The organism is Streptomyces sp. NPDC043996, assembly GCF_056435225.1.
Window position 1 is genome coordinate 107,601 of the sequence record NZ_JBWKEY010000009.1, and the last position, 12,766, is coordinate 120,366.

Consider the following 12,766-nt stretch of genomic DNA (forward strand, 5'->3'; position numbering starts at 1 on the left):
CGCAGGTGCCGTACACCTCCCGTCCGCCGATCCGTATTCCGTTTGTGATCTTTCCGGGGGCTCGCGGGAACGCCGACGGCCCCCGCGAGCGAACTCGCGGGGGCCGTCGATGAGTTGGCCCGAGGGGCCTGGGGTCAGCTCCAGCTGGCGTGCAGCGGCTTGCCCTCGGCGTATCCGGCGGCGCTCTGGATGCCGACGGTGGCCTTGTCGGCGAACTCCTCCAGGGAGCCCGCGCCGGCGTAGGTGCAGGAGGAGCGGACGCCCGCGATGATCGAGTCGATCAGGTCCTCGACGCCCGGACGCGCCGGGTCGAGGAACATGCGGGAGTGCGAGATGCCCTCCTCGAACAGCGCCTTGCGGGCGCGGTCGTACGCGGACTCCTCGGACGTGCGGTTGCGCACCGCGCGGGCCGAGGCCATGCCGAAGGACTCCTTGTACAGGCGGCCGTTCGCGTCCTGCTGGAGGTCGCCCGGGGACTCGTACGTGCCCGCGAACCAGGAGCCGATCATGACGTTCGAGGCGCCCGCGGCGAGCGCCATGGCCACGTCGCGCGGGTGGCGGACGCCGCCGTCGGCCCAGACGTGCTTGCCGTACTTCTTGGCCTCGGCGGCGCACTCGAGGACGGCGGAGAACTGCGGGCGGCCGACGCCGGTCATCATGCGGGTGGTGCACATGGCGCCGGGGCCCACGCCGACCTTGATGATGTCGGCACCGGCCTCGATCAGGTCGCGGACGCCCTCGGCGGCGACGATGTTGCCCGCCACGATCGGGACCTCGGGGTCGAGCGCGCGCACGGCCTTGACCGCGGCGATCATCGACTCCTGGTGGCCGTGCGCGGTGTCCACGACGAGCGTGTCGACGCCCGCGTCGAGGAGCTGCTTGGCCTTGCCCGCCACATCGCCGTTGATGCCGACGGCGGCGGCGATCCGCAGCTTGCCCGCCGCGTCCACGGCGGGCTTGTAGAGGGTGGCGCGCAGGGCGCCGGTGCGGGTCAGGATGCCCGCGAGGCGGCCGTCCTTGTCGACGGCGGGCGCGTAGCGGCGGTTGGCGCCGTCCAGCTTGTTGAACGCGTCGCGCGGGTCGATGTCCGCGTCCAGGAGCACCAGGTCCTTGGCCATGACCTCGGACAGCTGCGTGAAGCGGTCCACACCGGTCAGGTCCGCGTCCGTGACCACGCCGACCGGCTTGTGGTCCGCGTCCACGACGACGCCCGCGTTGTGGGCGCGCTTGGGCAGCAGCGCGAGCGCGTCCGCGACGGTCTGCGAGGGGGAGAGGACGATCGGGGTGTCCAGGACGTGGTGGCGCGTCTTGACCCAGGAGATGACCTCGGTGACGACCTCGATCGGGATGTCCTGCGGAATGACGACGAGGCCGCCGCGGCGGGCGACGGTCTCGGCCATGCGACGGCCCGCGATGGCGGTCATGTTGGCGACGACCAGCGGGATCGTGGTGCCGGTGCCGTCCGGCGAAGCGAGGTCGACGCCCTGGCGGGAGCCGACGGCGGAGCGCCTCGGGACCATGAAGACGTCGTCGTACGTCAGGTCGTACGCAGGCTGGATGTCATTGAGGAAACGCACGTGCTGCTCATCCCAGTCGATCAGAGGTGGCCCCCGAACAGGACAGCCGGGGGAAAAGCACGTACTTCATTGTCCCATGCCGAACGGATTGCGCCGCCTGGGACGATCACCCAGGCGGCGCGGGAAGGGGCTGGTCGGATCCTCCAAGGGCGGCACTCAGATCTTCTTCGCGCGGATCACCGCCAGCGAGGTGAGGGCGCTGAGGACCGCGCCGAAGACGAGGACCGCGTTCAGTGCCGTCGCGCTCACGACCGCGCCGCCAAGGGCCGCGCCCGAGGCGATGGCGAGGTTGAACATCGAGGTGTTCAGGGCGGTCGCCGCCTCGGTGGAGTCCGGTGCGGCCTTCAGGACCCAGGTCTGCACGCCCACCGGGATGCCGCCGAAGGAGACGCCCCACAGCACGAGCAGCGCCGTACCGGCCACCGGACCCCGGCCGACCAGCGGGAACAGCGCGAGCACCGCGGCGAGCAGCAGGCTCATGCCGATGATCGTCGCGCGGACGTCCCGGGTCGCGGCGATGCCCGCGAGGACCGTGCCCGCGATGCCCGCCACGCCGTACACCAGGAGCAGCGGGCCGACCATGCCCTCGCTGACGCCCGCGGTGTCCTGCAGGATCGGGCTGATGTAGGTGAAGGCGGCGTAGTGGCCGCCCACGAGCAGGCCGGTGGCGATGACACCCGCGCGGACCGTGCGGTTGCGGAACTGCCGGGGCAGCTCGGCCAGGCGCACCGGCTCGGTGGCGGGCAGGCCGGGCAGCAGGACCACGAGCCCGGCGACGACGAGCAGGCCGAGGCCGCCGACGGCGAGGAACGCCACGCGCCAGTCGCTGAGTTCGCCGACGAGGGTGGCGGCGGGGACGCCGAGGACGTTGGCGGCGGTCGCGCCGCCGAAGACGAGGGCGGTGGCCCGCGGGATGTGCCGCTCGGGCACCAGGCGTACGGCGATGCCCGCCGCGAGCGCCCAGAAGCCGCCGATGCTGACGCCGACCAGGAACCGGGCGACGAGCAGCACGGTGAGGCCGGGCGCGGCGGCCGACAGCGCGTTCGCCCCGACCATCAAGGCCATCAGGCCGAGCAGGACGAGCCGCCGGTCCAGGCGGCCGATCAGGACGGGGAGCACGGGCGCGGTCGCCGCGGCCACCAGGCCCGGCAGGGTCACCATCAGGCCGACCGCGCCGGACGACACGTCGAGGCCGCCGCTGATGGAGGTCATCAGGCCCACCGGCAGCGCCTCGACGGTGACCATGGCGAAGGTGCCGAGCGCCATGGCGATGACGGCCAGCCAGTTCTTGAGCGGGACGCGGTCGGGCGCCGGGGCGGCGGACGGGGACGGGGCGGCGGGAGCGGAGGAGGTGGGCGAGGTGGTGCCGGACATGGCGTGACTCCCCTTCCTAGGGGATCGTTTCGGGTGCCTGCTGCGGGGACTTCTCCGGGGACGAGCTGCGGATCATCGGGCCGCGAAAGACACGCTAGGAAGGGGAGCCGCGCCGCGAATCAGTCATGTGACTGGTGCACGTCAGTCGCGGGTCTTATGTCCGGGTACGGGACCGATGGGGGGCGCCCGGGGACCGCCGAGGCGGGCGTCGTGTCAGGTGCCCAGGTCCATCCGGGCCAGCTCGCCGCGCGCGGCGATGCCGAGCTTCGGATACGCCTTGTACAGGTGGTAGCCGACGGTGCGGGGGCTGAGGAACAGCTGCGCCGCGATGTCCCGGTTGCTCAGGCCCGTCGCCGCGAGCCGCACGATCCCCAGCTCCTGCGGGGTGAGCCGGTCGAGCAGCCCCGGCTCGCGCCCGGCGGCGGGCAGCGCCTCGCCGGTGGCCCGAAGTTCGGCGCGGGCGCGTTCGGCCCAGGAGACGGCGCCGACCGCGTCGAAGAGCTCAAGCGCTGACCGCAGGTGCGGGCGGGCGTCGCTGCGGCGCAGCCGGCGGCGCAGCCACTCGCCGTACAGGAGCTCGGTGCGGGCGCGTTCGAACGGCCGGTTGTCGTGGCGGTGGGCGTGGACGGCCTCGGCGTAGAGGCGGTCCGCCGCGTCGGCGCCGCCGGAGTCGCCGAGGTCGCTGTGGTCGCCGTGGTCGCCGTGGTCACTGTGGTCGCCGGAGTACGACGCGCTCCCTCCGCCCCCGGCGCCCCCGACCGTGGCGAGCAGCGCCCGGCAGCGCAGCGCGACGGCCCGCGCCCAGGGCTGGCCGGTGGCGTCGGCCCACGTCGCGAACGTCGCGGCCGCGGCCTCCGCGCGCGCCGCCCGGCCCACCCGCACCGCGCTCTCGACCAGGTCGGGCAAGGCGTACAGCGCGAACCCGGTGTGCCCGTGCGGGCCCGCCCACAGCTCCTCCAGGCGGTGCAGGGCCTCCTCGTGGCGGCCGTGCCCGAGGTCGAGCAGGCCGAGGGCGCCGCCCGACCAGGCGCCCGCGATGGGCAGCCCCTGCGCGGTGAGCTCCTTGGCCAGCGCCCGGCAGCGCTCCTCGTCGCCCTCGACGGCGGCGACGTGCGCGAGGACGCCGCGCAGGTTCCCAGTGAAGAGGCCCTGCTCCGTGTCCTCGGCGATCCGGATCCCTTCGGACGCCGACGCCGTGGCGTCGCGCGGGCGCCCCAGGAGCAGCTGGGCCCGGGCGAGGTGGAACAGCGCGGCGGGCAGCAGGCCGAGCGCGTCACCGGCCCTGCAGTCCCGCTCCAGGGCGCGGGCCCGTTCGTACGCCGCGTCCAGGTCGCCGATGAGCTGGTGCCACCAGTGGGTGCTCGCGCGCTCATAGAGGCCGGCGCCGCTCAGCGCCCCGCTGGGGGGCGCGACCAGGACGCGCACCGCGGGCAGCCCGCGGGCCGGGTCGCCGAGCGCCACCGTCGCCAGGCCCTGGACGGCGGCGATCAGATCGGCGGCCGCGGGCGAGGGGCGCACGGCGGTGAGCCGGGCCGAGGTCCGCTCGATCATGCCCGGGTCGTTGAGCGCCCAGGCCGCGGACATGGCCTCAAGGAACAGGAAGGCGGCGGTCTCGGTGTCGTGCGGGGCGAGCGCCGCCGCGGCCTCGACCAGCAGGGCGTGGGCGGTGCGCTGGTCGCCGCGGGCGTTCGCGGCGGCGGCGCGGATACGGGCGAGGCGGGCGCTGGTCGCGGGCGGGTGCGGATGCCCCGCGGCCCGCTCGGCGAGCTCCGCCGCGCGCTGGGGGCTGCCCGCGCTCTCCACGGCCCCGGCGGCGGCCGCGAGCCGCCGGGCGCGCCGCTCGGCGCTGGGCGTCAGGGCGGCGGCGCGCTCGTAGGCGGCGGCCTCCGCCTGGCGGCCGCCGCGGCGGCGGGCGTCCTCGGCGGTGCGCTCCAGGTCGGCGGCGACGCTCTCGTCGGGTCCGGTGGCGGCGGCCGCGCGGTGCCAGGCGCCGCGGTCGGCGGTCGTGGCCGCGGCCAGGGCGCGGTGCGCGGCGGTGCGCCGGGACAGGGCCGCCGCGCGGTAGACGGCGGAGCGGATCAGCGGGTGCGTGAAGGCGAGGTGCCCGTCGGCGACCCGGATCAGGCCGCTGTCCTCGGCGGCGGTCAGGTCGTCGGGGGCGGCGCCGAGGGCCAGGCCCGCCGCCAGGACGGCGCTCACGTCGCCCGCGGCCTCGGCGGCGGCGACCAGGAGCAGGTCCTGGGCGCGGGCGGGCAGGGCGCGGGCCCGGTCGAGGAAGGTCCGCTCGACGCGCTCGGACACGGGCTGGGTGCCGAGGTGGAAGAACTCGGCGTGCAGCTCGCCCGAGCGCTGGGCGGCGCTGAGCGCGGCGGGCAGTTCGAGCAGGGCGAGCGGGTTGCCGCGCGCTTCCTGGAGGATCAGGGCGCGCACGTGGGAGGGGAGTGCGTCGGCGTGCCGCCGCAGCAGCCGGGCGCCGGTGCCCTCGTCAAGGCCGGTGAGCCGCAGCTCGGGCAGGCCCGGGGCGGCGAAGGGGTGTCCGTCACGGGCGGCGAAGACCAGCGCCACGGGGTCGGAGCCGAGCCGTCGCGCGGCGAACAGGAGCGCCTCCACGGACGCCTGGTCGAGCCACTGGGCGTCGTCGACGAGGACGAGCAGCGGCCGCTCCTCGCTGATCTCCCCGAGCAGCGAGAGCACGGCGAGCCCGACGAGGAACCGGTCGGGCGCACCGCCGCGCGCGGCCTCCGCCCCGGCCGCCGCCCCGGCCGCCGTCTCCTCCGTCGGCGTGGCCATCCCGAACACGGCCCGCAGCGCCCGCGCCTGCGGGGCGGGCAGCACGTCGATCCGGTCGGCGTCGGCGTACGGGCCGAGCAGCAGGTGCAGGCCCGCGAAGGCCAGCTCGGACTCGGCCTCGATGCCGAGGCCGCGCAGCACGCTCAGGTCCGTGGCGCTCCCGGCGGCGTGGTCGAGCAGCGCGGTCTTGCCGATCCCGGCCTCGCCGCGGACGACGAGGGCGCCGCCGCGCTGCGCCCTCGCCCCGCGCAGGAGCTCGTCGACGACGGCCCGCTCCTTGTCCCGCCCGTACAGGTCCATCCTTGTTCCCCCCGTTTTCCCCCGATGTGCCCCGCCGGTGCCCTCAGGCAGGCGGGCCCAGTGCCAGCACGATCTCCAGTGCCGCGTCCTGGCCGCGCCAGTGCGCGACCGCTTCCGCGAAGACGTCCTGGGCGATCTCCCAGTCGTCCGGTGCCTGGCGCGCGTACTCCTGCCAGCCGGACACGACGATGAGCCGCCCGATCGCGGGCGGCGCCCACGACAGGTCCGTCAGACAGTCGGCGAGCGCGTCCCAGTTGCCCCCGAACCAGTCCGGCAGCGCGAGCGCGACAGCGCAGCGCTCCATGAAGGCGGCCTTGTCGCGCACGCCGTCGAGGCCGAGCGCGAGGGTGCTCCAGCCGCCGCCGCGCACCGCGTCGAGCACGGCCGCGAACGCCCCGTCCCCCGCCGCCGGGCCAGGGGCCCCGCCGACCTGCTCCGGCGCGTCCCGGCCCTCTCGTCCCTCCCGGTCAGGCGTGGTCACGTGGGAGCCTCCGTCCTCTCGCGCCGCGTCATCGCAGCACCGCCCTGAACGACGCGTAGTGGTCGTCCGTGTAGTACGTCTCGCCCTCGCGTCCGGTGACGAGACGGCGGGCGCCGCGGTCGCGTTCGCCCGGGGTGCGGACGGTGTACTCGCGGTAGTAGCCGCGGCGCTCGCGCGGCAGCTCGCCCTCGAAGTTGCCGAAGACGGAGCCGTCCTTGGCGTACGGGAAGGGCCCGCCCCGGTCGATGAGGCGCAGCGTGCCGCGGGCCTCGGCGGGCAGCTGGTCGACGGTGACGGTCCGCATGCCGCGCGCCCACGCGGGGGTGGAGACGCCCGCGGCGGGGCTCCGCTCCGTCGTGTCCGTCGTGCCGCCGCAGCCCGTCACGAGGACCGCGAGGCAGACGAGGAGCGCGCACAGCAGGCGCCCGGCGGGCCTGAGGATCATGGAACCGATGCTGCCACAGGGTCCGCGCCCCCGCCGCCGGGGCCTCAGTCAGCCGCCGTCAGCCGCCGTCGGGGTCCGCGCGGTCGAGGGCGGGCCGGGGAGCGGACCCGGCGGCCAGCAGGTGGTCGGCCGCCGCCGTGTCCGTGACCAGGCTCGTCACCAGGCCGGAGCGGAGCACCGCGTCGATCGCGGCCGCCTTGCGGGCGCCCCCGGCGATCGCCACGACCTCCGGGATGCGGCGCAGCCGGTCCGCCTCGACGGTGATGCAGCGCTCGCCGAGGTCACGGCCGACGCGGCGGCCCTCCGCGTCGAAGAGGTGCGCGGACATCTCCGCGGCGACGCCGAGCGAGGCGTAGTGCGCGCGCTCCTCGTCCGTGAGCATGTCGTGCACCGTGGAGATGCCGGGTTCCCAGGAGCCGATGGACACCGCCGCGACGGTCACCTTGTCGAAGTACTCGAAGGCCCGCGCGATCCCGGTCTGGTGGCGCAGCGCGGCCGCCGTCGCCGCGTCCGGCAGGAGCATCGGCGCGTAGATGGGGTGGGCGTCGCCGCCGGAGACCTGGGCGGCGCGGCGCACCGCCTCGACCGAGCCGCGCTCGGCGGTCCCGGCGTCGTACACGCCCGTGAGCTGGACGACCGTGCACGGCGGCAGCGACTCCAGGGCCGCCGCCATGGTGATGGTCGAGCGGCCCCAGGCGAGGCCGAGCACATCGCCCTCGGCGACGAGCTCGCCGAGCAGGCCCGCCGCGACCTCGCCGAGGTTCTCCGGGTCGGGCGACTCCTCGCCCTCGTCCGTGGAGGTCGGCGACTCGACGACGACCGCGTGCCGGAGGCCGTAGCGGGCGCGCAGCGCGTCGGAGCGCTCGGCGTCCAGCTCCGCGGGCACCCGGATCTCGATCCGTACCAGATCACGTTCGAGAGCCGTCTCCAGGACCCGGGCCACCTTGAAGCGGCTGACGCCGAACTCCTCGGCGATCTGGATCTTGGACTTGCCCTCGAGATAGAAGCGGCGGGCCATGGCCGCCGCCTGCACCAGCTCCGCGGGTCCCATCCGCATGGCTGACCGACCCGCCGACATGGCCGACACGGCGCTCTCCTCACTGCTGTTCACGACATTCGTACACCTGGGTGCGCTGTTCATCCTCGCAGATCCGGCGTACTTGATCAGCCTTGATGGACTGCGTTCACGTTCCCGTGGCCAAGCCGTCGGCCGCGGGGCGGCTCAGTGGCCGCACGCCCACCCGGCGGTCGCCGTGGCGGAGGCGGCCCGCTCCCGCAGCGCGGCGACCGCCCGTGCCGGGTCCTCGGCGCCGTAGACGGCGGACCCGGCGACGAAGACGTCGGCGCCCGCTTCGGCGCACCGCTCGATGGTGGCGGCGGAGACTCCGCCGTCGACCTGGAGCCAGAGGTCGAGGCCGTGCTTGCTGATGAGGTCACGGGTGCGGCGGATCTTGGGGAGCATGACGTCGAGGAAGGCCTGCCCGCCGAAGCCGGGCTCGACCGTCATGATCAGCAGCATGTCGAGCTCGGGGAGCAGGTCCTCGTACGGCTCGATGGGCGTCGCGGGCTTCAGCGCCATGGCGGCGCGCGCGCCCTTGGCGCGGATCTCGCGCGCGAGCCGGACGGGCGCCGCGGCCGCCTCCGCGTGGAAGGTGACCGAACCCGCACCCGCTTCGACGTACTGCGGGGCCCAGCGATCCGGGTCCGCCATCATCAGATGGCAGTCCAGCGGGGTGTCCGTCGCCCGGGCCAGGGACTCTACGACCGGCACCCCGAGGGTGAGGTTCGGTACGAAGTGGTTGTCCATGACGTCGACATGGAGCCAATCTGCGCCGTCCACGGCCTTCGCCTCCTCGGCGAGGCGGGCGAAGTCGGCGGACAGGATGCTGGGGTTGATCTGCACGGCCATGCCCCAAGCCTGCCATGCCCCGCGGCACTGCCCCGCCCCGGTCCCGCCATGCTCGGCGAGGAGCGCCGAAGCGGCCTCCCGCAGCCGTACCACGCGTGCCATGCTGGCCGTCCACCGGCAGCGCGCGGGGCGGCAGGGGGCGGCTATGCCAAGGACGCCGGGCATGCGTACGGGCCGCGAGCGGCAGGCACACCAGGGGGTGGCGCGGCTCGTCTGCGGGCCGCGGACCAAATGGCTGGTGCTCGTGTTCTGGCTGGTGGTCCTGGTGCTCGCGGCGCCGTTCGCGCAGAAGCTCTCCGACGTACAGGACAACACCACCTCCTCCTGGGTGCCGCGCTCGGCGGAGTCCACCCAAGTCCTCGACGCCTCCGAGGGGTTCAGGCCCGAGACGCTGCCCCTGGTGGTCCTGTACGCGCGCGAGGACGGCCCGCTGACGGCCGCGGACCGCGAGCGGATCGACGACGGCGTGGCCGGGATCAGACAGCTGCGTTCGCACTGGATCCGCGGCGACGAGACCCGCGGTCCCGTCTTCGACGCGAAGTTCGAGGAGCCGGAAGAGGCGCGGGCCGCGCAGGTGTACGTGCCGCTGACGATGAGCCACGACACCTGGAACGACCTCCCGGACGCCGTCGACGACGTCGAGGACGAGGTGGGCGGGAGCGGCGGCGGCCTCGATGTGTACATCACGGGCACGGTCGGGGTGTCCGCCGACTTCGCGGAGGCCTTCGCCGACATCGACTCGACGCTGCTGCTCGCGGCGGGCGGCGTCGTCGTGGTCGCCCTGCTCATCACGTACCGCAGTCCGGTCCTGATCCTGATCCCCCTGTTCTCCGTGTTCGTCTCGCTGTACGGCGCGCAGGCGCTGATCTATCTCCTCGCCCGCCACGCCGACCTGACGCTCAACGGCCAGAGCGCGGGCATCCTGACGGTGCTCGTCTTCGGCGCGGGCACGGACTACGCGCTGCTGCTCGTGGCCCGCTACCGCGAGGAGCTGCGCCGCCACGAGGACCGGCACGAGGCGATGGCGCTCGCCCTGCACCGGGCCGGGCCCGCGGTCATCGCCTCCAGCGCGACCGTCGGACTGAGCATGCTGGTGCTGCTCGCGGCGGAGATGAACTCCACCCGGGGCCTCGGTCCTGTCGCCGCGATCGGCGTCGCCGTGGCCCTGCTCGCCATGCTGTCGCTGTTCCCGGCCCTCCTGGTGATCCTCGGCCGCTGGCTGTTCTGGCCGCGGATCCCGCACCTGGGGTCCGCCGATCCCGCGGAGACCGGCGTCTGGGCGCGCACCGGCCGCCGCATCGCCCGGCGCCCCCGGCTGACCTGGTCCGTCACCGCCGTGGCCCTGGCCGCCCTGTCCTTCGGCCTGGTCCAGCTGCACGCGGAGGGCGTGAGCAACGAGGACGCCTTCCTCGACAAGCCCGCCTCCGTGGTCGGCCAGGAGGTGAAGGCCGACTACTTCCCCGCGGGCGCCGGGGACCCGATGGTCGTGGTCGTGGACAAGGAGCGGGCCGCGGACGTCACCCGCGCCGTCGAGGGGATCCGCGGCGTGGACCGCGCCAGCGTCGGCGTTCCGCCGGGCACGAAGCCCGAGCACGAAGGCAAGGTCCTGTTCGAGGCGACCCTCACCGACCCTTCCGACAGCGAGGCGGCCAAGGACACCATCGAGCGCGTCCGCACCGCGGTGCACGACGTGCCGGACGCGGACGCCGTCGTCGGCGGCAGCACGGCGACGCTGCTCGACATGGACAAGGCGACCGTGCACGACGACAAACTGGTCATCCCCCTGGTCCTGCTCGTGGTCCTGCTGATCCTCGCCGCCCTGCTGCGCGCGATCCTCGCGCCGCTGCTGCTGATCGCCACGGTCATCCTGCCGTTCACGGCGGCCCTCGGCGCGAGCGCGCTCGTCTTCCGCCACGTCTTCGACTTCCCCGGCGTGACCACGGACTTCCCGCTGTTCGTCTTCGTGTTCCTGGTGGCGCTCGGCATCGACTACAACATCTTCCTCGCGACCCGTATCCGCGAGGAGGCGGCCCTCCAGGGCTCCCGCCCCGGCGTCCTGACGGGCCTCGCCGCGACGGGAGCGGTCATCACCTCGGCGGGCCTGGTCCTCGCGGGCACCTTCGCCGTCCTCGGCACGATCCCGATGGTCGCCTTCGTGGAAATCGGCTTCACGGTCGCCCTGGGCGTCCTCCTGGACACGTTCATCGTCCGCTCGATCCTGGTGACGGGCCTGTTCCTGGACGTGGGGAAGAGGGTGTGGTGGCCCCACGCCTTGTCCAGGAAAGGCGAGCCGGAAAAAAGCCCGTCCGGCGTTTGAGGACGAGCCGCGAAGCGGCAACAATCGGGGACCAGGGCCCAGGGGCGAAGCCCCAGGCTCACCCCGTCCGCCGCATGACCGCCAAGTACATCGCGTCGGTGCCGTGCACATGCGGCCACAGCTGCACGTCGGGCCCGTCCCCGAGCGCCGGTACCCCGGGCAGCAGCGGCCGCGCGTCGATGAGTTCGACGCCGTCGCGCTGCTTGAGCACGTCGTCCACGACGGCCCGCGTCTCCGCGAGGTGGGGCGAGCACGTGGCGTACCCGACGACGCCGCCCACGCGCACGGACTCCAACGCCGTGTGCAGCAGCGCACGTTGCAGCGGTGCGAAGCCCTCCAGGTCATCGGGCCGTCGCCGCCAGCGCGCCTCGGGCCGTCGGCGCAGGGCGCCGAGTCCCGTGCAGGGCACGTCCATCAGGACGCGGTCGAAGCTGCCGGGCCGCCACGGCGGGCGGGTGCCGTCGGCGGCGATGACCTGGTACGGGCCGGGGTTCCCCGCCAGTGCCTTGGCCACGAGACCGGCGCGGTGCGGCTGCTTCTCGGAGGCGAGGAGGACCGCGCCGCGCTCGGCGGCGAGCCCGGCGAGCAGCGCGGCCTTGCCGCCGGGGCCCGCGCAGCCGTCGAGCCACTTCGTGTCCGGGCCCTCCAGGGGAGCGTTCGCGAACGCGAGCGCCACCAGCTGGCTGCCCTCGTCCTGCACCCCGGCCCGGCCCTCGCGCACCGCGTCGATCCGCCCGGGCTCACCGCCGTCGGTGAGCCGCGCCGCGTACGGCGACCAGCGGCCCGCGAGCGCGGCCTCAGGGCCGAGCGTGTCCAGGAGCTCGGCGGCCGTGGAGCGGCCCGGCCTGGCCACGAGCGTGACCTCGGGCCGCTCGTTGTCCGCTTCGAGGAGGTCCTCGATGCCCGCGCGCCCGCCCCCGAGCGAGTCCCACAGCGCGGAGACGACCCAGCGCGGGTGCGAGTGCACCACCGCGAGATGGTCCTCGGGGTCGTCGTCGTAGGGCGGCGCCACCTTCTCCAGCCAGCCGTCGAGGTCGTCGCCCGCGACCTTCCGCAGCACCGCGTTGACGAACTTGGCCCGCCCGTCACCGAGCACCACGCGCGCCAGCTCCACGGAGGCGGACACGGCGGCGTGCGGCGGGATGCGCGTGCCGAGCAGCTGGTGCACGCCCAGGTTCAGCACGTCGAGCACCGGCGGGTCGACCTCGCGCAGCGGCCGGTCGATACAGGCCGCGACGATCGCGTCGTACGTGCCCTGCCTGCGCAGCGTGCCGTACACCAGCTCGGTGGCGAGGGCCGCGTCCCGGGCGTCGAAGTCGCCCTTCTCGCGGGCCTTGCGCAGCAGCGGGGGCAGCACGAGGTTCGCGTACGCGTCGCGTTCGTCCACGGCCCGCAGCGCCTCGAAGGCCAGCATCCGGACGGGGTCCTTCTCCGGACGGCGGTAGGGCTTGCCAGACCTGCCCGGCTTCCCGGACTTGCCCTGGGTGCGGGGACGTCGGCTCGGCTGGTCGTTCAAAGGTGCTCCGCTGCTCACAGTTCTGACGTCCGCCAAGGCCAGGGGCCCGCTGCGGGC

The 12,766-nt window shown here is 74.6% G+C and carries 9 protein-coding genes; 1 reads left to right on the forward strand and 8 read right to left on the reverse strand.

Annotated elements, in window-relative coordinates; all coding sequences use genetic code 11:
• Positions 1 to 134: 134 nt before the first annotated feature.
• The 7 genes from AC07A4_RS23680 to rpe form a co-directional block, all read right to left on the reverse strand.
• Positions 135 to 1,577: a GuaB1 family IMP dehydrogenase-related protein gene (locus AC07A4_RS23680; RefSeq protein ID WP_478601921.1), complete on the reverse strand. Its 1,443-nt coding sequence runs from the start codon at positions 1,575 to 1,577 to the stop codon at positions 135 to 137.
• Positions 1,578 to 1,733: 156 nt separating this feature from the next.
• Positions 1,734 to 2,951: an MFS transporter gene (locus AC07A4_RS23685; RefSeq protein ID WP_478601924.1), complete on the reverse strand. Its 1,218-nt coding sequence runs from the start codon at positions 2,949 to 2,951 to the stop codon at positions 1,734 to 1,736.
• Positions 2,952 to 3,164: 213 nt separating this feature from the next.
• The gene (locus tag AC07A4_RS23690; protein ID WP_478601927.1) at positions 3,165 to 6,041 is read right to left on the reverse strand and encodes a helix-turn-helix transcriptional regulator; all 2,877 of its coding nucleotides are present in this window, start codon (positions 6,039 to 6,041) and stop codon (positions 3,165 to 3,167) included.
• Positions 6,042 to 6,084: 43 nt separating this feature from the next.
• Positions 6,085 to 6,522: a barstar family protein gene (locus AC07A4_RS23695; RefSeq protein ID WP_478601930.1), complete on the reverse strand. Its 438-nt coding sequence runs from the start codon at positions 6,520 to 6,522 to the stop codon at positions 6,085 to 6,087.
• Between the two features lie 28 nt (positions 6,523 to 6,550).
• On the reverse strand, positions 6,551 to 6,967 hold the full coding sequence (locus AC07A4_RS23700; protein ID WP_478601933.1) for a guanyl-specific ribonuclease: 417 nt from the start codon (positions 6,965 to 6,967) through the stop codon (positions 6,551 to 6,553).
• 58 nt (positions 6,968 to 7,025) lie between these two features.
• Positions 7,026 to 8,078, reverse strand: a complete 1,053-nt coding sequence (locus AC07A4_RS23705) for a sugar-binding transcriptional regulator (protein WP_478601936.1) — start codon at positions 8,076 to 8,078, stop codon at positions 7,026 to 7,028.
• Between the two features lie 111 nt (positions 8,079 to 8,189).
• The gene (gene rpe / locus AC07A4_RS23710) at positions 8,190 to 8,876 is read right to left on the reverse strand and encodes a ribulose-phosphate 3-epimerase (protein WP_478602444.1); all 687 of its coding nucleotides are present in this window, start codon (positions 8,874 to 8,876) and stop codon (positions 8,190 to 8,192) included.
• Positions 8,877 to 9,039: 163 nt separating this feature from the next.
• Between rpe and AC07A4_RS23715 the strand changes: the two genes are divergently transcribed.
• Positions 9,040 to 11,193, forward strand: a complete 2,154-nt coding sequence (locus AC07A4_RS23715) for an MMPL family transporter (RefSeq protein ID WP_478601939.1) — start codon at positions 9,040 to 9,042, stop codon at positions 11,191 to 11,193.
• 58 nt (positions 11,194 to 11,251) lie between these two features.
• Here the strand turns inward: AC07A4_RS23715 and AC07A4_RS23720 are convergent, their stop codons facing one another.
• Positions 11,252 to 12,709, reverse strand: coding sequence for an RsmB/NOP family class I SAM-dependent RNA methyltransferase (locus AC07A4_RS23720; RefSeq protein ID WP_478601942.1), 1,458 nt, complete (start codon positions 12,707 to 12,709; stop codon positions 11,252 to 11,254).
• Positions 12,710 to 12,766: the final 57 nt, after the last annotated feature.